Source organism: Azonexus fungiphilus (assembly GCF_003634965.1).
In the GTDB taxonomy this organism is placed as follows: Bacteria; Pseudomonadota; Gammaproteobacteria; order Burkholderiales; family Rhodocyclaceae; genus Azonexus; species Azonexus fungiphilus.
In genome coordinates this window covers 58,411-77,348 of record NZ_RBXP01000019.1, presented here as the reverse complement: position 1 = coordinate 77,348, position 18,938 = coordinate 58,411, and the positions used below count along the sequence as shown (strand labels likewise).

Sequence of the window (18,938 nt, the reverse complement as noted above, 5' to 3'; positions counted from 1 at the left end):
CCGTCAGATTCGGGCATTTTCCGAGAAGTCGTGAACAGGTGGATTGATCGCGCCAACGAAACCGGGCGGGAAGCGCGAAACATGGCCGTTCTCAGTGCGCACTGGTCTTTGACAGCAGGTTGAGCACGGCGACGCCACTGGCAATGAGGCCTATGCCGACAAAGCCCCATGCGTCGAGCCTTTGACCATGAAAAAACCACGCAATGGCGGTGACCAGGACGATTCCGAGTCCGGACCAGACCGCATAGGCAATCCCCACCGGGATGACCTTCAGCGTGAGCGACAGGAAATAGAAAGCAGCGCCATAGCCGGCCACGACGATCAGGGACGGCGCCAATCTGGTAAAGCCGTCACTCGACTTGAGCGCCGAGGTTGCAATGACTTCCGAGGTAATTGCAATTGCCAGAAACAACCAGTTTTTCACGGCTTCTATCTCGTAACGAACGAGGCGCAAGTCTAGGTTTTCAGGCGGGAAATGTGCAGTCTTGTTGCCCGCGGTGAAATGTGCGCAACTTGCCGGGTTTCAGGCTGTCATTCGGGCGCAGGACGGTTCCGGGCGCTTGCCTGCATGCCGGCGAGACCGTCGTTTGAAATGCCCAGGCCGCGGGCGATCTCCGTGCACAGCGCGTGGATACGATCATTGCGCAGCGAGATGGAGGGAAAGTCGGGAATTGCCGCCAGTCGCACGTGTTCGCCGTGCGGGCCGGCGAGGTGGATCGACCAGCCGCCGTTTCTGATAAAAGCCGTTGCATAGACGCGGGAGTAGGCGGCCAGCGAAACCGTTCGATGCTGGCGGAGGGGATTGAGCGGTGAATTGACGAATATCGCTTCCTTCGTGTCGAAACGAACGCGCACGCATTGCGCGCGCATCAGCGCCCATGCGGCCAGCCCGCCGAGAACGATCGACACGATCAGCCAACCCAGCCATGTCCCGTAAAGCGCGGCGTTCGCGGCGAGAAAGAGCGGCGGTCCGTAGAGCCACGGGTTGGCGGGGAGGGCGATCTCGAGATCGGAGGGGTTTTCGGTGGGCATGCGCTGTCGTCTCCAAACAGGAATGTTTCGCATTTTGCCTGCCGTTCAGCGCATTGTCATTCCCGGGTGCTGCGTGGGCGCCGGCATCGAATGTCCGATTCCGTCCGCTTCCGGTCCCGTTCCGGTCTGTCGGCGGTTCTGTTGCCCGCCTAAGCTTCGTCTCCAGGGAAACCGTCACGGGAGACGATCATGGAACGCGAAGTCCTGTTGTTGTTGCCGTTGCCGGCCGGTGTCGACGGCGATTCGGCACTGGTGCGGCGGCTGTTCGAGCGCTGGTGGCTGGGCGCGGCGGCGGTGGCGCTGGGCGCTGCCGAGGGCTGGCCGATGCCGGTCGAGCGGCGCTTTGTCGGGGCCGGCGTGCCGCTGGCGCTGCGCTTCTGGTTGTGGCGGCGGCGGGCGTCACGGGTGATCGTGGCCGGTGTCGGCGCTGCCGGTCTGGTGGCCGAATTGCGCCGCCTCGGCTGGGCCGCCGAGCTGCCGGGCGGTGCTTCGTGCGACACTGCTACGGCGGGCGCGGCGGGGCTGCTGCGCCTGGCCTGATTCGGGAGTTTTGCCATGGACATGTTGTTCATCCTGCATCCGCAACACACGGCCTTCGATTTCGCCGGGCCGGCCGAGGTCATCCACATGGCGGCGCAGGCCGGTGCGCCGTTCCGCCTGTGCGTGGCCGGGCCGCAGGCCGAGTGCGTCAATTCGCTGGGCGTGGTCAATCGCGTCGATCCGCTGCCGCAGACGCTGGCCGACGACACCCTGGTCTTCCTGCTCGGCACCGAGGACGAGCCGCGCGACTACGCGACGCCGGCGGCGCTGGCGATCATCGACTGGCTGCACGCGCAGTTCGACCCGGCCCGCCACCGGCTCGCCTGCATCTGCTCGGGTTCGCTGCTGGCGGCGCGCGCCGGCCTGCTCGACGGTCGCCGGTGCACGACGCACCACGCGCTGATCGCCATGCTGCGCGACTGGGCGCCGCAGGCACAGGTGCTGGAGAACCGGATGTTCGTCGAGGACGGATCGGTGTTCACCTCGGCCGGCATCGCCGGCGGCGTGGACCTGGCGCTGGCCATTGTCGAACGCTTTGCCGGCGGCTTGCTGGCGACGCAGGTGGCGCGGCGGATGGTGATCTACCTGCGGCGCACCGGCGCCGACCCGCAGTTGTCGCCCTGGCTGGCCCATCGCAACCACCTGCACCCGGCGGTGCACAAGGCGCAGGACCTGATCGCCCGCGATCCGGCGGCGGATATTTCGGTCGGCGAGATCGCGGCGCAGGTGCATGTCAGCCCGCGGCATTTGAGCCGGCTGTTCCGCAACGAGGCCGGAATCGGCCTGCTCGATTACCGCCACGGCCTGCGCGTCGAGCTGGCGCGCCAGTTGATCGCCCAGGGGCAGAGCGTCGAGCGTGCCGCCGAGGGCGCCGGCTTCGCCTCGGCGCGCGACCTGCGCCGGGTGTGGAAACAGCATGCGGCCGGTTCGCCCGGGCGCGCCGCCGACTGAGCCGCGTCAGGCGGCGAAGTGCAGCGCCAGGCTGGCCAGGGCCTTGGGCAGCGGCAGGTTTTCTTCGGTCTCGATGATCCCGGGCAACGGGTTCGGGTATTCGAAAAAGACGCCGTAGGTGCCCGGCCGCTGACCGTGCAGGTAGACGTGGGCGCGCAGGTCGGCGAGTTCGGCGTGGCGCAGCGTGACGATGGCGGGATCGGCGCCGTCGTCGGGGGCGACGTCGCAGGCCTCGGCGACCCGGGCGTCGAGGCTGACCAGCAGCCGGCGCAGCGCGCGGTGCTTGGGCAGCGACCAGGGATTGGCGTTCATCGCAGCAGTGCCGGCCGGATCTGCGCCAGCCAGGCGTCGATGCGGGCTTCGCTGAGCAGCGGCTGGTGGTGCTGGTCGAGCGCCAGGCCGAGGAACTCCTCGCCATCGACGGCGCGCGAGGCAGTGAATTCGTAGCCGGCCACCGGCCAGCGGCCGACCAGCGTGGCGCCGCGTTCGGCCAGGGCGTCGTGGAGGATGCCGATGGCGTCGACGAACTCGCCGGGGTATTTGCGCTGGTCGCCGAGGCCGAAGATGGCGATGGTGTGGCCGGCGAGGTCGGCCGTGGCGAGCTGCGGCAGGAACTCCTCCCAGCTCGGCTGGGCCAGGCCGGTCGAGGCGCCGGGCAGTTCGCCGTCGCCCAGCGTCGGACTGCCGACGATCAGCCGGCGGCAGGCGAGGAAGTCGGCCACCGTCGTCCGCCCGATGTTGATTGGTGCGGCAGCGGCGTCGCCGAGTTTCCGGGCGATCTGTTTGGCAACCAGCCGGGTGCGGCCGGTGTCGGTGCCGAAGAAGATGCCGATTTTTTCCATTTTTCAGGCGTCGACCGTCAGATCCTGGGTCAGCTCCTCGGGCAGCACGCCGACCGGGTTGCCGAGCGTGCCGTCGGGGCCGGTCTCGAAGCGGACCAGGTAGATCTCGCGGCTGGGATCGATTTCCGCATGCCCGTAATGGACGACGACGCCGCGCGCGCCGGCCGGCGCGATCAGGCCCTCGGCCTCGTCGATGCCGGGCATGCCGCCATCGTTGAGGATGTCTTCGGCGGCATAGACTAGGTCGCCGATGTCGTACTGGACGCTGGCCATGATCTCAGGCCCAGACGTCGGCGGGGGCCCGGAGGCGCGCGACCGGCTGGTCGAACATCAGGTCCTCGTCGATGATCGTGCCGACATCTTCCGGCGTTACCCCGACGTACATCGTGCCCTCGGGATAGACGATGACGCTGGGGCCGAGGTGGCAGGGGCCGAGGCAGCCGGTGTTGGTCAGCTGGAAGCCGGCGGCCCACAGGTTGCGGCTGGTGAATTCGTCGGAAAAGGCCTGCCAGGTGCGGGCACAGCCCTTGTCCTGGCAGGAGCCGCGCGGGTGGCCGGCGGGGCGGCCCTGGACGCAGACGAGAACATGTTTCTTGGGTTTGGGCATGGCGGTCTCCTTGTCGATGGGCTTTGCCTTGCAAGGGAGATGCCAGGATTTATCCGAATTTATTCAATGGCTTGGGGTGTGCTTGCCTTGTCGGGTTTGCGACAGTCGCCGGTTTGCGGGAATCTTTGTCGTGGCCGGCAGTCTGATCCGGCTCGAACAACCATAAACTCAGGAGCACCCGAATGTCCCATTCCGTCACGCTGGCCGGCAACCCGATCGCCGTCACCGGCCGCTTCCCGGCCAAGGGCGACCACGCCCCGGCCTTCTCGCTGGTCGCCAAGGATCTCTCTGACGTCACGCTGGCCGCCTTTGCCGGCAAGCGCAAGATCCTCAACATCTTCCCGAGCATCGACACGCCGACCTGCGCGACCTCGGTGCGCCACTTCAACCAGGCCGCGGCGGCGCTGCCCAACACCGTCGTCCTCTGCATCTCGGCCGACCTGCCGTTCGCCCAGTCGCGCTTCTGCGGGGCCGAGGGGCTGGCCAACGTGCAGACGCTGTCGACGCTGCGTGGCCGCGACTTCCTTGAGTCCTACGGCGTCGCCATCGCCAGCGGCCCGCTTGCCGGGCTGACCGCGCGCGCCGTCGTCGTCCTCGACGAGCGGGACGTCGTCGTGCATGCCGAGCTGGTTCCGGAAATCAAGCAGGAGCCGGACTACGCGGCGGCGCTGGCGGCGCTCGCCTGAGTCAGAACTGCTTGACCTCGATGTTCAGCGTCTGGATGCGATAGGCGATCTGGCGCGGGGTCATGCCGAGGATGCGGGCCGCCTTGGCCTGCACCCAGCCGGCCTGTTCGAGCGCGGCGACGACCCGCTCGCGCTCGGATAGCGAGGGATCGTTGATGTCTACCTCGGCCGGCCCGGGCGCTGCTCCGCTGCTGCTCGCCGGGACGGTGCGCAGCGGCCGCGCCGAACCGCGCTCGCGGGTGCTCGGGAAACGGATCAGGTCGACGTCGATGCGGCCGTCTTCCGAGAGCACGGCGGCGCGCTCCAGGCAGTTTTCCAGTTCGCGCACGTTGCCCGGCCAGTCGTGGCTGGCCAGGCGGCGTTGGGCCATGTCGCTGAGCGTCAGCTTGCGCTTCTGGTCGCCGCCGATCTTGCCGAGCAGGTGCTTGGCGATCTCCGGGATGTCCTCGATGCGCTCGCGCAGCGGCGGCAGGAACAGCGGCATGACGTTCAGGCGGTAGAACAGGTCCTCGCGGAAGTCGCCCATCTCGACGGCGGTTTCGAGGTCGCGGTGGGTGGCGGCGATGATGCGCACGTCGACCTTGATCGTCTTGCTGCCGCCGACCCGCTCGAACTCGCCTTCCTGCAGGATGCGCAGCAGCTTGGCCTGGAAGGCCGGCGAGACTTCGCCGATTTCGTCGAGGAACAGGGTGCCGCCGTTGGCCTGCTCGAAGCGCCCCTTGCGCGCCTCGACGGCACCGGTGAAGGCACCGCGCTCGTGGCCGAAGAGTTCGGATTCGAGCAGGTTCTCGGGCAGCGCCGCGCAATTGAGCTTGATCAGCATGTTGCGGGCGCGCGGCGAGTTGTAGTGGATGGCGTTGGCGATCAGCTCCTTGCCGGTGCCGGTCTCGCCGCGGATGAGCACGGTGGTGTTCCACTTGGCGACCATGCGCGCCTGCTCGAAGACCCGGCGCATCACTGCCGAATGCCCGACCATGCTGTCGAAGCCGTGCTGGTGGCGGACGGTGCGGCGGAGCAGGTCGCGCTCCTCGAGCAGCGTCGATTTCTCCTGGGCGACGTCCATCGCCAGGCGCAGGTTCTGGCCGATCAGGTTGGCGACCATCTCGACGAACTGGGCGCGCTCCTCGAGCAGGCCGTCTTCCGGCGCTTCCGGCTGGACCGCGAGGACGCCCTGGAGGTTGCCGCCGACCTTGATCGGCACGGCGATGAAGGGCAGTTCCTCGGCGTAGATGCGAATCCGGTTGAGAAAGCGCGGTTCGTCGGCGACGCGGGCCAGCTTGATCGTCCGCGGCCGCTCCAGGATCAGCCCGATCATGCCCTCGCCGGGGCCGTACTGGGCGCTGTCGGCGTTCGGGCCGTCGGGGTTGTAGATGGTGTGGATCGCCAGCTTGCCGCTTTCGGCATCGACGACGCCGATCAGGCCGTGGGCCAGGCCGGCTTCCTCGTGCAGCACGCGCAGCACTTCGCGCAGCGATTCGTTGAAGTTGAGCGAGCGGCTCAGCTCGCGGCTGACCGCATAGAGCGCCGCGAGGAGCAGGATGTTGAGCTCGTGCGTGCGGCAGAAGCCGCCGCCGGGCGGGCATTCGTCGGCGAGATGGAGGGGCTGGGTATCTTGCATGGCGTGGTCGTCCTGCTCAGATCGGGTCGCCGTCGACGCGGAATTCGACGATGGCGGCACAGCCGCCGCTCGGGCTCTCGTCGAGATCGATGATGCCGCCGTGGTCGGCGACGACCTGCTGGGCGCGCGAGAGGCCGGTGCCGATGTGCTTGCCGACGCCGGTCTTGGCCGTGAAGAAGGGCTCGAAGGCCTTGTGCCGCCACTCCATCGGGATGCCCGGGCCGCTGTCGAGGACGGCGACGCGGATGCAGTCGTCGACCAGCTGGCTGGTGATCTGCAGCTCGCGGCGCAGCCAGCCCTTGACGTTCATCGCCTCGATCGCGTTCTCGACCAGCGCCTTGAACAGCATCCGCAACTGCAACGGTCGACCGGTCAGCGGCGGCAAAACCGGCGACGGTTGCCAGTCGACCGTGATCCCCGCCTTGAGCAGGCGCGGCGTGCACACTTCGAGGACGTCGCGCAGGACTTCGTTCAGATTGACGCTGATCACCATCTCCTGCGGGCTTTGCGGGATCACCTGGCGCAGCGTCTCGATGTGCTCGCGGCTGGTGTCGAGGGCGTGGCGCAGCATCTCGGCGCTGGCCGGGTCGCGGCGCTGGAGCACGGCGATTGCCGAGGCCATCACGTTGAGCGGTTCCTCGAGGCGGAAGACGGCGGCCGACAGGCCCTCGCGGATCGCCGCGGTGCGCTCCTCGTCGGCCAGCGAGGCCTTCAGTGCGGCGCCCTTGGCCCGCTCCTGCTCCTCGCGCAGGTTGGTGATGTCGGCGATGACCAGCAGCAGGCCCGGTTGGCCGGCGGCGCAGAAGTAGCTGTCGGCGCACTCGCTGTGCATCTCGATCGCCGAGGTGCTCACCGACAGCCAGCGGGCGCGGCCGCCCGGGCTGTCGAGGCGCATTTCGCGGTTGCTGAACTCGCAGCGGCGGATGTCGCCGGCCAGCGCCTCGTACCATTCCGGCGCCAGCGCGTCGAGCAGCCGGTGCGCCGGCTCCTTGGCGCGCATGTCGGTGACCAGCTTCTTGTATTCCTGGTTGTCGAGGACGACGCGGCCGGACGGGTCGAGCAGCGCGAAGGCGACCGGCGCCGCGTCGATCACCGATTCGATCAGCTGCTTGTGGTTGCGCACGGTGCGCTCGAGCCGGTGCAGCTCGGTGACGTCGCGGTGCATGCCGAGGTAGTGGGTGATCTCGCCGGCGGCGTCGAGTACCGGCGTGATCGACAGTTCGGCGAGATAGACGTCGCCGCACTTGCGCTTGTTGAGCAGCTTGCCCGACCACGGCCGCCGGGCGCGCAGCGCCGTCCACATGTCGGCATAGACCTCGCGCGGGGTGGTGTGGTTGGAGAGCACCGATTCGTTGAGGCCGACGATGTCGTCGCGGCCGTAGCCGGTGATCCGGCTGAAGCTCTCGTTGGCGTAGAGGATGCGCGCCGCCGGGTCGGTGATCGAGATGGCCAGGTCGGCCTGGCTCACGGCCTGGCGGTAAACCTCGGGCGGCAGGCTGGTTCTCGGGTCGTTTTCGTTGCTGGGCTGGGCGAGGGGCTGGGCCGACATGGACAAACTCCGGAAATTGGGCCTGAACAGGCGTCGACCGTGACAAAGCAGTTTCCATGCCGCGCCGCCGCGATTGTCGCGGATGCCCCGTTTGTCGCGGCTTCGGCGGGAAATCGACAATTCCGCTGTGGCTTTTGCGACAAGCCCTTGTCCTGAAAATGCACCGTTTTGGGGTGTCGACCGTGAAAATGGCGCCGGCTGGGCAGCGGCGGCCCCGCCAGGGGCTTGGCATGCCTTATGCAGAGGAGGGGGCGATCTCCTTTCCGAGTTTGCGGACCATGAGTGAAATCCTCCTCCTGTTGTTGTCCACGGCGCTGGTCAACAACGTCGTACTGATCAAGTTCCTTGGCCTGTGCCCGGTGATGGGCGTTTCCAAGAGCGTGGACAGCGCCTTCGGCATGGGCCTGGCGACGACCTTCGTCCTGGTGCTCGCCAGCGCCGCCTCGTGGATGCTCGACAACTGGCTGCTGCAACCGCTCGGCCTGGGTTACCTGCGCATCCTCTGCTTCATCCTGGTGATCGCCTCGGTCGTCCAGTTCACCGAGATGTTCATCAAGAAATCGAGCCCCGGCCTCTACCAGTCGCTCGGCATCTACCTGCCGCTGATCACCACCAACTGCGCCGTGCTCGGTGTCGCGCTGCTCAACGTGCAGCAGCAGTACAGCCTGTTCAAGAGCCTGCTCTACGGCTTCGGCTCGGCGCTCGGCTTCACGCTGGTGCTGCTGATCTTCGCCGGCCTGCGCGAACGCGTCGCGCTCGCCCGCGTGCCCGCCGCCTTCGCCGGCGCCCCGGTCGCCTTCATCACCATCAGCCTGCTCGCCCTGGCCTTCATGGGCTTCTCGGGCCTCAACGTCTAAGGGAGGAATGTCATGCTCGCCGCCGTCCTCAGTCTGACCCTGCTCGGCGCCGTGCTCGGCGTCGTCCTCGGGATCGCCAGCAAGTTCCTCAGCGTCGAGGGCAACCCGGTGGTCGACGAACTGATCGCCATGATGCCCGGCTCGAACTGCGGCCAGTGCGGCTTCCCCGGCTGTTCCGGGGCGGCCGCCGCGATCGTTGACGGCTCGGCGCCGCCGACCTGCTGCCCGCCCGGCGGCAAGGCGCTGGCCTCGGCGATCGCCGCCCGGCTTGGCCTCAGCGTCGATCTCTCCGGGCTCGCCGACGACGGGCCGAAGATCGCCCTGGTCGCCGAGGAGCTGTGCATCGGCTGCTGTCGCTGCAGCAAGGTCTGCCCGACCGACGCCATCATCGGCGCCGCCAAGCAGGTCCATAACGTCTTCCGCGAGGCCTGCACCGGCTGTGCCAGCTGCGTCGAGAAATGTCCGACCGAGGCGCTGAGCATGAAGCCGCTGCCGGTCACCCTGCAGCACTGGGTCATGCCCAGGCCGCTGGCAGCCTGAGGCGACGACCATGGGACTGATGCAATTGTTCAAGCAGCTGGCCGGCGACGACTGGGGTGTCCATCCCGACGACCGCAAGCGCCCGGCCGCCGATCGCCCGGTGCGCACGATGCCGCTGCCGGCCCGTCTCTACCTGCCGCTGCAGCAGCATCTCGGCAGCCCGGCGCGACCGGTGGTGCTGGTCGGCCAGACGGTGCTCAAGGGCGAGCTGATTGCCGAGGCGCAGGGCGCGGTGTCGGCGCCGATTCATGCGCCGACCTCGGGCACCATCGTCGCCGTCAGCGAAGTCACGGCGCCGCATCCGTCGGGACTGACGCTGCCGGCGATCATCCTCGAGGCCGACGGCCGCGACCAGTGGTGCGAACTGGACGGTTGCGCCGATCCCTTCGCCCTGGCGCCGGCCGAGATCGGCCGCCGCGTCGCTGCCGCCGGCGTCGTCGGCCTCGGCGGCGCCGCTTTCCCGTCGGCGGTCAAGCTGAGCGGCGCCGCGCGCTCGCAGGTGACGACGCTGGTGATCAACGGCGGCGAGTGCGAACCCTATCTGTCCTGCGACGACCGCCTGATGCGCGATGCCGCCGCGGCCATCGTCGACGGCATCCGGATCATGCGTCACGCCTGCGGCGCCCGCCTGGCGCTGGTCGGCATCGAGGACAACAAGCCGGAAGCGATCGCCGCCATGCAGGCCGCCGCTGCCGGCCAGGCGGACATCGAGGTGCGGCCGGTGCCGGCGCGCTACCCGATGGGCTCGGAAAAACAGCTGATCCAGGTGCTGACCGGCAAGGAGGTGCCGGCCGACGGCCGCGCCTTCGACATCGGCATCCTGGTGCACAACGTCGGTACCGCGCTCGCCGTGCGCGCCGCGATCCGCGAAGGCAAGCCGCTGATTTCGCGGCTGCTGACGGTCAACGGCAACTGCGTCGCCGATCCGGGCAACGTCGAGGTGCGCATCGGCACGCTCGCCGAGGACGTCCTCGCCTTCGCCGGCGGCCTCAAGGGCGATGGCCTCGGGCTGGCGCGGCGGATCGTCGGCGGTCCGATGATGGGGATGCAGATTCCGCACTGGCGGGTGCCGGTGGTCAAGGGCAGCAGCGGCATCCTCGCCCTCGACGCGGCCGAGGTCGCCAGCCGCGAACCCGATCCGTGCATCCGCTGCGGCAGTTGCGTCAAGGCCTGTCCGGTCGGCCTGCTGCCGCTCGAAATGAGCGCCCGCATCCGCAACCAGGCCTACGCCGACGCCGTCGATATCGGCCTCAAGGATTGCATCGCCTGCGGCTGCTGCGCCTACGTCTGCCCGTCGAAGATCCCGCTGGTCCAGTACTTCGTCCATGCCAAGGGCGAGCTGGCGGCCCAGGAGCGCGGCAAGCTGCGCAACGAGGCCACCCGCAAGCTGGCCCTGCAGCGCCAGGAACGCCTCGACCGCGAGGCCCGCGAAAAGGCCGAAGCGGCCGCCAGGCGCAAGGCCGAGCGGGAAGCGGCGGCGGCCGCCAAGGCCGCGGCGGCTGCCCAGACGGTGGAGGCGGGGACATGAGTTTCGTCGAAACGCCGCTTGCCCCGGTTTGCCCATTTCTGCTGGAAGGTCCCTCCTCATGACCCCGCTTGCGATCACCACCCCGCCGGTAGCTTCCCCGCACGCCCATGGCGGCAATTCGGTCGGCCGGACGATGTTCCGGGTGCAGCTGGCCTTGTTGCCGGCAACCCTGTACGGATTCTGGCTGTACGGCTGGCCGTCCTTCTTCCTGTGGCTGCTGTGCATCCTCTCCTGTGTCGGCAGCGAGGCGCTGGCGCTGAAACTGACCGGCAGTCCGCGCATCCGTGCAACCTTGCTCGACGGCTCGGCCGCGCTCACCGGCTGGCTGCTGGCGATGACCCTGCCGCCCTGGGCGCCCTGGTGGGTGGCGGTGCTCGGCGGCTGCATCGCGATCGTGATCGGCAAGCAGGTGTTCGGCGGCGTCGGCCAGAACGTGTTCAACCCGGCGATGGTGGCGCGGGTGGCGCTGCTGGTGTCGTTCCCGCTGCCGCTGACGCTGTGGGTGCTGCCCCTGCCGATGGCGACGCTGCCGGCACCGGATTTCGTCGCCGGGCTGCGCATCTTCCTCGGCAGCTTGCCGGTACCCGACGCAATCACCGGCGCGACGCTGCTCGGCCACGCCAAGACCGAACTGGCGCGCGGCCTCGACCTCGGCCAGGCACTTGCCGCGGCGCCGGCGACGTCGTGGCTGGGGCTGCGCCCGGGCAGTTTCGGCGAGTCGGCGGCGCTGCTCATCCTGTGCGGCGGCCTCTATCTGCTGCTCACCCGCGTCATCACCTGGCAGGCGCCGCTCGGCGTGCTCGCCGGCGTCGCCATCCCGGCGGCGATCGGGCATGCGCTCGATCCCGGCCGTTTCCTCGGGGCCGAGGCGCAGTTGCTGTCGGGGGCGCTGCTGCTCGGCGCCTTCTTCATCGCCACCGACTACGTGACGTCGCCGAATACCGCCACCGGCCAGCTGATCTTCGGCCTGGGCATCGGTTTCCTGACCTGGGTCATCCGCAGTTTCGGCGGTTACCCCGAGGGCATGGCCTTCGCGGTGCTGCTGATGAACGCGCTGACGCCGGTGATCGACCGTTTCGTCAAGCCGCGCATCCTCGGCCGCGATCGTCGCGGCAAACCCCTTGATCAGCCGGAGAAAGCCTGAGATGAAGCTCGACATCCTGCGCGAGAAGCTCGCTTACCAGCCGCTGCTGCTCGGTGCCGTTGCCTTGCTGGCCAGTGCCGCGCTGGCCGCGGTGTCGGCGGCCACCGGCCCGGCCATCGCCGCCGCCGAGGCCAAGGACCTGCGCGATTCGCTGGCGGAAGTGCTGCCGCGCGGGCTGGCCGACAACGATTTCCTGAAGGACACGGTCGACCTCGAAAAAGACGGAAAAACCATCACCGTCTATCGCGCCCGCCACGGCGGCGAGGTCAGGGCGGCGTTGTTCAAGGTCGCCGAGCGCGGCTACGCCGGCGAGATCCAGATCCTGATGGCGGTGGACATGGACGGCCGCACGCTCGGCGTGCGCGTCCTCAAGCACAGCGAGACGCCCGGCCTGGGCGACAAGATCGAGCTGCGCAAGGACGACTGGGTGCTCGCCTTCGACGGCAAGTCGCTGGCCGATCCGGGGCCGGAGAAATGGGCCGTGAAGAAGGATAACGGCGTCTTCGACCAGTTCGCCGGCGCCACCATCACGCCGCGCGCCGTGGTCAAGGCGGTCAAGGGCGGGCTCGACTTCTTCGCCGCCCGCAAGCAGGAAATCACCGGTTAGGAGCTGGCCATGAGCGAGAACTCGAAGATCTTCAAGGACGGCCTCTGGGAGCAGAACGTCGTCTTCGCGCAGATGCTGGCGCTGTGCCCGACGATGGCGGTGACCACCAGCGGCACCAACGGCCTCGGCATGGGCCTGGCGACGACGGCGGTACTGGTCGTCTCCAACATGCTGGTGTCGCTGATCCGGCAGACGGTCAGCTCGCAGGTGCGGATTCCGGTCTTCGTCGTGCTCATCGCGACGCTGGTGACCATCGTCGACCTGGCGATGAATGCCTGGGTGCACGAGCTGTACAAGGTGCTCGGGCTGTTCATCGCGCTGATTGTCGTCAATTGCGCGATCCTCGGCCGGGCCGAGGCTTTCGCGGTGAAGAACGGCATTCTGGCCAGTGCGGTCGACGGCATCGCGATGGGCCTCGGCTTCACCGGCGCGCTGACGCTGATCGGCCTGATCCGCGAATTCCTCGGCGCCGGCACGCTGTTCGCCCAGGCCTCGCAGCTGCTCGGCCCGGCCTTCGCCTTTCTCGAAGTCCAGGTGCCCGGCTACGGCGGTGCCCTGCTCATGATCCTGCCGCCCGGCGCCTTCGCCGTGCTCGGTTTCCTGCTCGCCGGCAAGCGCCTGCTCGAACGCCGCCTGGCCGAGCGCGCCGCCGCCCGGCCGAGTCCCGCCACCGCCTGAGGAGCGCCCGCATGCAGATCGGCATCGCCTATTCCGAACCCGGCCAGCAACTGTGGCTGAACATCGAAGTCCCCGACGCGGCGACGGTGCAGGACGCCATCGACCGTTCTGGCATCCTCGGGCAGTTTCCGCAGATCGACCTGGCGACCCAGAAGGTCGGCATCTTCGGCAAGCTGGTCAAGCTCGATGCGCCGTTACGCCCGGGCGACCGGGTCGAGATCTACCGGGCGATCATCTGCGACCCGGCGACGGTGCCGCGCCGCGATGCCGACGAGGACGACTGAGCGCGACCGCGGCTTGTCGTTTTTCCGACATCGTCGGCTTTGCAGAAATCGTTTGAAAACAGATATTTGATCAGTGGCACCCATCTTGCTGAAGTTTGACCGGACAACCGGAGAACGCGCATGAAAGCCAGCGATATCCAGGCCCTGCTCGACGAGCCGGCCTGCAGCCACAACCACAAGGAAAAGTCCGGGTGCGCCCGGCCCAAGCCCGGCGCCACCGCCGGCGGCTGTTCCTTCGACGGCGCCCAGATCGCGCTGCTGCCGATCGCCGACGTCGCCCACATCGTGCACGGGCCGATCGCCTGCGCCGGGTCGTCCTGGGACAACCGCGGCACGCGCTCGAGCGGCGTCACCCTGTACAAGATCGGGATGACCACCGACCTCTCGGAAACCGACGTGGTCATGGGCCGCGGCGAGAAGCGCCTGTTCCACGCGATCAAGCAGGCCGTCGACAGTTACTCGCCGGCCGCCGTCTTCGTCTACAACACCTGCGTCACCGCGCTCATCGGCGATGACGTCGATGCCGTCTGCAAGGCTGCCGCCGAGCGTGTCGGCGTGCCGGTGGTGCCGGTCGATGCGGCGGGTTTCTACGGCACCAAGAACCTCGGCAACCGGCTCGCCGGCGAAGCCATGTTCAAGCACGTCATCGGCACCCGCGAACCGGAGCCGGCGAATCCGCGCCCGGACGGCCTGCCGACCTACGACGTCAATCTGATCGGCGAATACAACATCGCCGGCGAGTTCTGGCACGTCGCCCCGCTGTTCGACGAACTCGGCCTGCGCATCCTGTGCACGCTCTCCGGCGACGCGCGCTTCCACGAGGTGCAGACGATGCACCGGGCGAAGGTGAACATGGTGGTCTGCGCCAAGGCCCTGCTCAATGTCGCGCGCAAGATGCAGGACGCTTACGGTCAACCCTATTTCGAGGGCAGTTTCTACGGCGTCCAGGACGTTTCCACAGCGCTGCGCGAGTTCGCCCGGCTGATCGGCGATCCCGGCCTGATCGCCCGTACCGAGGCGGTGATCGCCCGCGAGGAAGCCCGCGCCAATGCCGCCCTCGAACCCTGGCGGGCGCGGCTGAAGGACAAGCGGGTGCTGCTCTACACCGGCGGCGTCAAGTCGTGGTCGATCGTCTCGGCGCTGCAGGACCTGGGCATGAAGGTCGTCGCCACCGGCACCAAGAAATCGACCGAGGAAGACAAGGCGCGCATCCGCGAGCTGATGGGCGAGGACACCAAGATGATCGACGACGGCAGCCCGAAGGCGCTGCTGTCGACCTATCACGAGTACCGGGCCGACATCCTGATCGCCGGCGGCCGCAACCTCTATACCGCGCTGAAGGCGCGCATTCCCTTCCTCGACATCAACCAGGAACGCGAATTCGGCTACGCCGGCTACGCCGGCATGAGCGAACTCGCCCGCCAGCTGGCGCTGTCGATGGAAAGCCCGGTGTGGGCCGCGGTCAGGAAACCGGCGCCGTGGGCCGGTGGCGGTTCGGGGACGGTACTGGTGGCTTGATGCAGAGCTTGTCGTGTTTGCGACATTTGGATTTTCCGCAGTGCATTGTTTAAAAAGCGTTTTTTCGGTGGCGCATTCCTTGCAAGGAATACGTTAATCAGATCAGGACGACGTCCCCATGGCCGAAATCATCCAATCCAAGAAAGCGCTGGCGGTGAATCCGCTGAAGGTCAGCCAGCCGGTCGGCGCCTCGCTCGCCTTCCTCGGGCTCAACCGCAGCCTGCCGCTGATGCATGGCTCGCAGGGGTGCACCGCCTTCGGCAAGGTCTTCTTCGTGCGCCATTTCCGCGAGCCGATCCCGCTGCAGACGACGGCGATGGACCAGGTGTCGTCGATCATGGGCGCCGACGAGAATGTCGTCGAGGCGCTGCGCACGCTGTCCGAGAAGAGCCGGCCGGAGATCATCGGCCTGGTCACCACCGGCTTGTCGGAAACGCAGGGCACCGACATCCAGCGCTCGCTCAAGGAATTCCGCGCGGCCTACCCGGAGTTTGCCGGGGTGGCGGTGGTCCCGGTCAATACCCCGGATTACCTCGGCTGCCTCGAGAGCGGCTATGCGCTGGCGCTCGAGGCGCTGCTGCGCACGCTGGTGCCGGCAAGCGACTGCGCCGGCCGGCGGCCGCGCCAGGTCAACGTGCTGGCGTCGGCGATGCTGACGCCCGGCGACATCGAGGCGATCAAGGAATGGATCGAGGCTTTCGGGCTGCGCCCGGTGGTGGTCCCGGACATCGCCGATTCGCTCGACGGTCACCTGGTCGAGGCCGAATTCTCGTCATTGACCATCGGCGGTACGCCGCGGGCGGAAATCGAGGCCATGGGCGAGTCGACCGCAACATTGGTGATCGGGCCGTCGCTGGCCCGGGCGGCCGATCTGCTGCACGAGCTGACCGGCGTTCCCGACTACCGTTTTGCCGGGTTGATGGGGCTCGACGATTGCGACGCCTTCACCCAGGCGCTTGCCAGCATTTCCGGCCAGCCGGTGCCGGCGCGGATCGAACGCCAGCGCGCGCAACTGCAGGACGCGATGGTGGATAGCCATTTCATGCTCGGTTTCGCGCGTATCGCGCTGGCCGCCGATCCCGACCTGCTCGGCATGCAGGTCCGCTTCCTGCGCGGCATGGGCGCCGAGATCGTCGCCGCGGTCAGCCCGCACCGGCACGACAGCCTGGCCGGACTGGCCATCGAGCAGGTCGTCGTCGGCGACCTCGAGGACATGGAAAAGGCAGCGCGCGCCGGCGGCGCCCAACTGGTGATCGCCAACTCGCACGCTGCCGACACCGCTCGCCGCCTCGGCCTGCCGCTGCTGCGCGCCGGCTTTCCGCAATACGACCTGGTCGGCGGCTATGCCCGCGGCTGGGTGGGCTACTGCGGCTCGCGGCAGGCCCTGTTCGATCTCGCCAACCTGATGCTGGGACAACATCATGAACTCGAAGCCTATCATTCACGCTACTGGGCCGACGACCGCGATGGCGTCGGACAACGCCATGTCGTCGCGTCGACTGCAGCTGGTCTGGTCCATTAAGCAGGCGCCGCAGGCCATGCTGCGGATCGCCTTCGCCTCGACCGACCGCTGCCGCGTCAATCAGCATTTCGGCGCCGCCGAGGGCTTCGTCATCTACGAGGTGACGCCGGACAAGGCGACCCTGGTCGGTGTTGCCGAGTTCGCCGAGGAGGCGATGGACGGCAACGAGGACAAGCTGGCGGCGAAGGTCGATTTCCTCGCCGGCTGCGCTGCCGTCTATGTCATGGCCATCGGCGCCTCGGCGATCAAGAAACTGATGGCGGTAGGCATCCAGCCGATCCGGGTGGGCGAGGTCGATGCCGTCGAGGAGCTGCTGGTCGAGATTTCCGGCGCCATCCGCGACGGCGGCGTGGCCTGGGTCGACCGGGCAATCGCCGCCCAGGCCAAGGCGACAGCGAGCGACCGCTTCGCCGCGATGGACGACGAGGGGTGGCAGGGATGAGCGCCGCACCGATCGAACATCGCGGCGTCGTGCAGCGGGTCGAGGGCGGACTCGCCATCGTCGCCATGGAAACCGCCGGCTGCGCCAGTTGCGGCCAGGGCGGCAGCTGCGGCATCGGCAAGATGGCGGCCGGCCGCCCGGCAACCCTGCTGACGCTGCCGGCGACGCCCGGCATCCGCGCCGGCGACCTGGTCAGCGTCACCTTGCCGGCCGGCCGGCTCAGCCTGTCGGCGCTGCTCGGCTACCTTTTCCCGGCCTTCGCCATGCTCCTCGGCGCCTGGCTCGGCACCGCGCTGGCCGGCAGCGACAGTGCCACGGCCATCGGCGCGATGCTCGGCTTCGTTGCCGCGCTGGCGATCACCCGCCTGCTTGTCGCGCTGCTACCCGGGCTGCTGCCGGCGCCGCGGCTGATCCCGGTCGCCGGTCATTCCCCCGTTTCCCAACAGGAGTTCCACCATGAGCACTGATCCGATCTTCGAAACCGATTTCGTCAAGGAAATGGCCCGCCAGATGCGCGCCCTCGACACCTACGGCACCTATGCCGGCTGGGGTGTCGACCAGATCCTCGATCCCTACGTGATGACCAAGGAGCGCAAGGCCGCCATCCCGCTGGTCGGCGACCCCGACGAGGAGACGATCGCCCGCGTCAAGGCGTTCTACAACGCGATTGCCGTGCTCATCGAAAAGGAATGCAAGCTGCTCGCCGTGCCGCTGGTGCATCTCACCCACGAAGGCTTCGGCCGGGCGCTGATCACCGTCGGCAAGCTGGTCGCCGTCGACAAGACGCTGCGCGACGTGCATCGCTTCGGTTTTGCCAGCCTGTCGAAGATGAAGGACGAGGCCGACAAGCTGCTGGCCGTTGCCCTCGAGCGGATCGGCCAGCATCCGGCGGTCGCCGGGCTGTGAGGTGGCTGCCATGAGCGATGAAGAACTTGCCGCCCTCGACAAGGAAGTGAAGAAGCTCAAGCGGATCGCTTCCGAATGGGCGTCGCAGCTTCACGACCTGGTCGAGGACCGGCTGCCGGCGGCCTATCACGAAATTCCCGGCATCGCCCAGTCCACCTACGACGCCTGCGAGGCCTGGGCGCAGGCCAGCGCCCGCCTGGCGGCGGCGCAGAAAAGCCAGACCGCCTGACGATGCCGGTGCCGGACCCCGAGCTCGCGGCGGCGATCTGCGCCGCCCTGCGCCGACAGGTCGAGAAGCTCGGCCTGTCGATCGGCGACGAACCGCAGGTTGACGGGCTGGCTTTCGCCGAGACGGTCGATCCCTACTCGCGCGAAGTCAGCCTGGTCGGCAGCTGGCAGGGGCAGCGCAGCGGCTCGCTGACCTTCTTCGCCGACGGCCGCGTCTTCGCCGAGTACCAGGTGCTGCTGCCTTGCCCCGGCGATGCCCGGCGCTACGTCGAGGCCGTCCAGGTCTGGGGGCGGCCGGCGCAGTTGCGTGGCGAACCGGTGTTCGGCGAGTTCGCCTGATGAAGACGCTGCTGCCCCGCCTGATCCTGCTGCACAAGCAGGCGACCAGCGGCCGCGTCCGCTTCCTCTGCCTGTCGTCGGGGGTTGTCGCCTTTGCTCCGTTGCCGGCACTGGCGACGCTGCGCGACGAAGCCCATGCACCGACCCTGCACCATCATCCGACCGCCGTCGTCCGCGAGGCCGAGCTCCAGCTCGGCCTGCCCGAGGGGGCGATCGTCCCGGAGGCCGATTTCCAGGCCTGGGTGGATACGCCCGACGGCGACGTGGCGGTGCTGCTGGCCAGTTTTGCCGGCATCGATCCGCCATTCGCCGCCGCCGAACGGACCGGCAGCCGCTTCATCGCGATCACCGAGGCGCGCGGCCTGAGCGAGGTCGAACGGCAGTTGCTGCGTCGGGCCTACGAACACGTGCTTGGTTGATTGTCGCAAACGCGACAAGCCCTCCTGCTCCAACAATCCATTGAATTCATGGGCTTGGCGCTGATCGCCGGGTTGGCACAGGGATTGCAGATAGCTGCTCA

At 68.1% G+C, this 18,938-nt stretch carries 26 protein-coding genes; 18 read left to right on the top strand and 8 right to left on the bottom strand.

Features of this window, described 5'->3' with window-relative positions; genetic code table 11:
- Positions 1 to 91 precede the first annotated feature (91 nt).
- Together DFR40_RS15225 and DFR40_RS15220 are read right to left on the bottom strand one after the other, a co-directional pair.
- Positions 92 to 424 carry a Qac family quaternary ammonium compound efflux SMR transporter gene (locus DFR40_RS15225; protein WP_121459484.1) on the bottom strand — a complete coding sequence of 111 codons (333 nt, stop codon included), beginning with the start codon at positions 422 to 424 and terminating at the stop codon, positions 92 to 94.
- Positions 425 to 531: 107 nt separating this feature from the next.
- Positions 532 to 1,032: a hypothetical protein gene (locus tag DFR40_RS15220; protein ID WP_121459356.1), complete on the bottom strand. Its 501-nt coding sequence runs from the start codon at positions 1,030 to 1,032 to the stop codon at positions 532 to 534.
- Between the two features lie 189 nt (positions 1,033 to 1,221).
- On the opposite strand from DFR40_RS15220, the gene DFR40_RS15215 reads away from it, so the two are divergent.
- Together DFR40_RS15215 and DFR40_RS15210 are read left to right on the top strand one after the other, a co-directional pair.
- Entirely contained in the window at positions 1,222 to 1,572 is a 351-nt protein-coding gene (locus DFR40_RS15215; RefSeq protein WP_121459355.1) for a hypothetical protein, read from the top strand.
- A gap of 15 nt (positions 1,573 to 1,587) precedes the next feature.
- The gene (locus tag DFR40_RS15210; protein WP_121459354.1) at positions 1,588 to 2,523 is read left to right on the top strand and encodes a GlxA family transcriptional regulator; all 936 of its coding nucleotides are present in this window, start codon (positions 1,588 to 1,590) and stop codon (positions 2,521 to 2,523) included.
- A gap of 6 nt (positions 2,524 to 2,529) precedes the next feature.
- Here the strand turns inward: DFR40_RS15210 and DFR40_RS15205 are convergent, their stop codons facing one another.
- From DFR40_RS15205 to DFR40_RS15190, 4 genes are read right to left on the bottom strand one after another with little or no spacing between them, the layout of a single operon-like run.
- On the bottom strand, positions 2,530 to 2,835 hold the full coding sequence (locus DFR40_RS15205) for a hypothetical protein (protein WP_121459353.1): 306 nt from the start codon (positions 2,833 to 2,835) through the stop codon (positions 2,530 to 2,532).
- Entirely contained in the window at positions 2,832 to 3,365 is a 534-nt protein-coding gene (locus DFR40_RS15200) for a flavodoxin (protein WP_121459352.1), read from the bottom strand. Before DFR40_RS15200 ends, DFR40_RS15205 begins: the two co-directional genes overlap by 4 nt.
- Before the next feature lie 3 nt (positions 3,366 to 3,368).
- Positions 3,369 to 3,638 (bottom strand): nitrogen fixation protein NifZ, encoded by a 270-nt coding sequence (locus DFR40_RS15195; RefSeq protein ID WP_121459351.1) that lies wholly within the window; start codon positions 3,636 to 3,638, stop codon positions 3,369 to 3,371.
- 4 nt (positions 3,639 to 3,642) lie between these two features.
- On the bottom strand, positions 3,643 to 3,972 hold the full coding sequence (locus tag DFR40_RS15190) for a (2Fe-2S) ferredoxin domain-containing protein (protein WP_121459350.1): 330 nt from the start codon (positions 3,970 to 3,972) through the stop codon (positions 3,643 to 3,645).
- Between the two features lie 182 nt (positions 3,973 to 4,154).
- Between DFR40_RS15190 and tpx the strand changes: the two genes are divergently transcribed.
- Positions 4,155 to 4,658, top strand: coding sequence for a thiol peroxidase (gene tpx, locus DFR40_RS15185; RefSeq protein WP_121459349.1), 504 nt, complete (start codon positions 4,155 to 4,157; stop codon positions 4,656 to 4,658).
- A 1-nt stretch (position 4,659) separates the two neighbouring features.
- On the opposite strand, the gene nifA is transcribed toward tpx, so the two are convergent.
- Complete coding sequence (nifA, locus tag DFR40_RS15180) at positions 4,660 to 6,276, bottom strand: nif-specific transcriptional activator NifA (protein WP_121459348.1); 1,617 nt, start codon at positions 6,274 to 6,276, stop codon at positions 4,660 to 4,662.
- Between the two features lie 16 nt (positions 6,277 to 6,292).
- Positions 6,293 to 7,825 carry a nitrogen fixation negative regulator NifL gene (gene nifL, locus DFR40_RS15175; RefSeq protein ID WP_121459347.1) on the bottom strand — a complete coding sequence of 511 codons (1,533 nt, stop codon included), beginning with the start codon at positions 7,823 to 7,825 and terminating at the stop codon, positions 6,293 to 6,295.
- Positions 7,826 to 8,103: 278 nt separating this feature from the next.
- Between nifL and rsxA the strand changes: the two genes are divergently transcribed.
- From rsxA to DFR40_RS15100, 15 genes are all read left to right on the top strand, one after another.
- Complete coding sequence (rsxA, locus tag DFR40_RS15170) at positions 8,104 to 8,682, top strand: electron transport complex subunit RsxA (RefSeq protein WP_121459346.1); 579 nt, start codon at positions 8,104 to 8,106, stop codon at positions 8,680 to 8,682.
- A 12-nt stretch (positions 8,683 to 8,694) separates the two neighbouring features.
- Positions 8,695 to 9,222, top strand: coding sequence for an RnfABCDGE type electron transport complex subunit B (locus DFR40_RS15165; RefSeq protein WP_121459345.1), 528 nt, complete (start codon positions 8,695 to 8,697; stop codon positions 9,220 to 9,222).
- A 10-nt stretch (positions 9,223 to 9,232) separates the two neighbouring features.
- Complete coding sequence (rsxC, locus tag DFR40_RS15160) at positions 9,233 to 10,750, top strand: electron transport complex subunit RsxC (protein ID WP_121459344.1); 1,518 nt, start codon at positions 9,233 to 9,235, stop codon at positions 10,748 to 10,750.
- Positions 10,751 to 10,808: 58 nt separating this feature from the next.
- Positions 10,809 to 11,894 (top strand): RnfABCDGE type electron transport complex subunit D, encoded by a 1,086-nt coding sequence (locus tag DFR40_RS15155; RefSeq protein WP_121459343.1) that lies wholly within the window; start codon positions 10,809 to 10,811, stop codon positions 11,892 to 11,894.
- A 1-nt stretch (position 11,895) separates the two neighbouring features.
- The gene (rsxG, locus tag DFR40_RS15150; RefSeq protein WP_121459342.1) at positions 11,896 to 12,501 is read left to right on the top strand and encodes an electron transport complex subunit RsxG; all 606 of its coding nucleotides are present in this window, start codon (positions 11,896 to 11,898) and stop codon (positions 12,499 to 12,501) included.
- A 9-nt stretch (positions 12,502 to 12,510) separates the two neighbouring features.
- Positions 12,511 to 13,179, top strand: a complete 669-nt coding sequence (locus DFR40_RS15145; RefSeq protein ID WP_121459341.1) for an electron transport complex subunit E — start codon at positions 12,511 to 12,513, stop codon at positions 13,177 to 13,179.
- Positions 13,180 to 13,190: 11 nt separating this feature from the next.
- Complete coding sequence (locus DFR40_RS15140; protein WP_121459340.1) at positions 13,191 to 13,463, top strand: RnfH family protein; 273 nt, start codon at positions 13,191 to 13,193, stop codon at positions 13,461 to 13,463.
- 120 nt (positions 13,464 to 13,583) lie between these two features.
- Positions 13,584 to 14,981: a nitrogenase iron-molybdenum cofactor biosynthesis protein NifE gene (nifE, locus tag DFR40_RS15135; protein WP_121459339.1), complete on the top strand. Its 1,398-nt coding sequence runs from the start codon at positions 13,584 to 13,586 to the stop codon at positions 14,979 to 14,981.
- A 118-nt stretch (positions 14,982 to 15,099) separates the two neighbouring features.
- Positions 15,100 to 16,503 carry a nitrogenase iron-molybdenum cofactor biosynthesis protein NifN gene (nifN, locus tag DFR40_RS15130; protein WP_121459338.1) on the top strand — a complete coding sequence of 468 codons (1,404 nt, stop codon included), beginning with the start codon at positions 15,100 to 15,102 and terminating at the stop codon, positions 16,501 to 16,503.
- The gene (locus DFR40_RS15125) at positions 16,466 to 16,945 is read left to right on the top strand and encodes a NifB/NifX family molybdenum-iron cluster-binding protein (RefSeq protein WP_121459483.1); all 480 of its coding nucleotides are present in this window, start codon (positions 16,466 to 16,468) and stop codon (positions 16,943 to 16,945) included. Before nifN ends, DFR40_RS15125 begins: the two co-directional genes overlap by 38 nt.
- The gene (locus tag DFR40_RS15120) at positions 16,942 to 17,412 is read left to right on the top strand and encodes a SoxR reducing system RseC family protein (protein ID WP_121459337.1); all 471 of its coding nucleotides are present in this window, start codon (positions 16,942 to 16,944) and stop codon (positions 17,410 to 17,412) included. Before DFR40_RS15125 ends, DFR40_RS15120 begins: the two co-directional genes overlap by 4 nt.
- Entirely contained in the window at positions 17,402 to 17,851 is a 450-nt protein-coding gene (locus tag DFR40_RS15115) for a NifX-associated nitrogen fixation protein (RefSeq protein ID WP_121459336.1), read from the top strand. Before DFR40_RS15120 ends, DFR40_RS15115 begins: the two co-directional genes overlap by 11 nt.
- 10 nt (positions 17,852 to 17,861) lie before the next feature.
- Positions 17,862 to 18,080, top strand: coding sequence for a CCE_0567 family metalloprotein (locus DFR40_RS15110; RefSeq protein ID WP_121459335.1), 219 nt, complete (start codon positions 17,862 to 17,864; stop codon positions 18,078 to 18,080).
- Between the two features lie 8 nt (positions 18,081 to 18,088).
- Positions 18,089 to 18,418: a hypothetical protein gene (locus DFR40_RS15105; protein ID WP_147431345.1), complete on the top strand. Its 330-nt coding sequence runs from the start codon at positions 18,089 to 18,091 to the stop codon at positions 18,416 to 18,418.
- The gene (locus DFR40_RS15100; protein ID WP_121459333.1) at positions 18,418 to 18,837 is read left to right on the top strand and encodes a hypothetical protein; all 420 of its coding nucleotides are present in this window, start codon (positions 18,418 to 18,420) and stop codon (positions 18,835 to 18,837) included. Before DFR40_RS15105 ends, DFR40_RS15100 begins: the two co-directional genes overlap by 1 nt.
- The last annotated feature ends 101 nt before the right edge of the window (positions 18,838 to 18,938 follow it).

Bases quoted from the DNA above. Each gene is read 5' to 3' on its own strand.
- DFR40_RS15220 (WP_121459356.1), bottom strand. From the start codon at position 1,032: ATGCCCACCGAAAACCCCTCCGATCTCGAGATCGCCCTCCCCGCCAAC.
- DFR40_RS15215 (WP_121459355.1), top strand. From the start codon at position 1,222: ATGGAACGCGAAGTCCTGTTGTTGTTGCCGTTGCCGGCCGGTGTCGAC.
- DFR40_RS15210 (WP_121459354.1), top strand. From the start codon at position 1,588: ATGGACATGTTGTTCATCCTGCATCCGCAACACACGGCCTTCGATTTC.
- DFR40_RS15205 (WP_121459353.1), bottom strand. From the start codon at position 2,835: ATGAACGCCAATCCCTGGTCGCTGCCCAAGCACCGCGCGCTGCGCCGG.
- DFR40_RS15200 (WP_121459352.1), bottom strand. From the start codon at position 3,365: ATGGAAAAAATCGGCATCTTCTTCGGCACCGACACCGGCCGCACCCGG.
- DFR40_RS15195 (WP_121459351.1), bottom strand. From the start codon at position 3,638: ATGGCCAGCGTCCAGTACGACATCGGCGACCTAGTCTATGCCGCCGAA.
- DFR40_RS15190 (WP_121459350.1), bottom strand. From the start codon at position 3,972: ATGCCCAAACCCAAGAAACATGTTCTCGTCTGCGTCCAGGGCCGCCCC.
- tpx (WP_121459349.1), top strand. From the start codon at position 4,155: ATGTCCCATTCCGTCACGCTGGCCGGCAACCCGATCGCCGTCACCGGC.
- nifA (WP_121459348.1), bottom strand. From the start codon at position 6,276: ATGCAAGATACCCAGCCCCTCCATCTCGCCGACGAATGCCCGCCCGGC.
- nifL (WP_121459347.1), bottom strand. From the start codon at position 7,825: ATGTCGGCCCAGCCCCTCGCCCAGCCCAGCAACGAAAACGACCCGAGA.
- rsxA (WP_121459346.1), top strand. From the start codon at position 8,104: ATGAGTGAAATCCTCCTCCTGTTGTTGTCCACGGCGCTGGTCAACAAC.
- DFR40_RS15165 (WP_121459345.1), top strand. From the start codon at position 8,695: ATGCTCGCCGCCGTCCTCAGTCTGACCCTGCTCGGCGCCGTGCTCGGC.
- rsxC (WP_121459344.1), top strand. From the start codon at position 9,233: ATGGGACTGATGCAATTGTTCAAGCAGCTGGCCGGCGACGACTGGGGT.
- DFR40_RS15155 (WP_121459343.1), top strand. From the start codon at position 10,809: ATGACCCCGCTTGCGATCACCACCCCGCCGGTAGCTTCCCCGCACGCC.
- rsxG (WP_121459342.1), top strand. From the start codon at position 11,896: ATGAAGCTCGACATCCTGCGCGAGAAGCTCGCTTACCAGCCGCTGCTG.
- DFR40_RS15145 (WP_121459341.1), top strand. From the start codon at position 12,511: ATGAGCGAGAACTCGAAGATCTTCAAGGACGGCCTCTGGGAGCAGAAC.
- DFR40_RS15140 (WP_121459340.1), top strand. From the start codon at position 13,191: ATGCAGATCGGCATCGCCTATTCCGAACCCGGCCAGCAACTGTGGCTG.
- nifE (WP_121459339.1), top strand. From the start codon at position 13,584: ATGAAAGCCAGCGATATCCAGGCCCTGCTCGACGAGCCGGCCTGCAGC.
- nifN (WP_121459338.1), top strand. From the start codon at position 15,100: ATGGCCGAAATCATCCAATCCAAGAAAGCGCTGGCGGTGAATCCGCTG.
- DFR40_RS15125 (WP_121459483.1), top strand. From the start codon at position 16,466: ATGTCGTCGCGTCGACTGCAGCTGGTCTGGTCCATTAAGCAGGCGCCG.
- DFR40_RS15120 (WP_121459337.1), top strand. From the start codon at position 16,942: ATGAGCGCCGCACCGATCGAACATCGCGGCGTCGTGCAGCGGGTCGAG.
- DFR40_RS15115 (WP_121459336.1), top strand. From the start codon at position 17,402: ATGAGCACTGATCCGATCTTCGAAACCGATTTCGTCAAGGAAATGGCC.
- DFR40_RS15110 (WP_121459335.1), top strand. From the start codon at position 17,862: ATGAGCGATGAAGAACTTGCCGCCCTCGACAAGGAAGTGAAGAAGCTC.
- DFR40_RS15100 (WP_121459333.1), top strand. From the start codon at position 18,418: ATGAAGACGCTGCTGCCCCGCCTGATCCTGCTGCACAAGCAGGCGACC.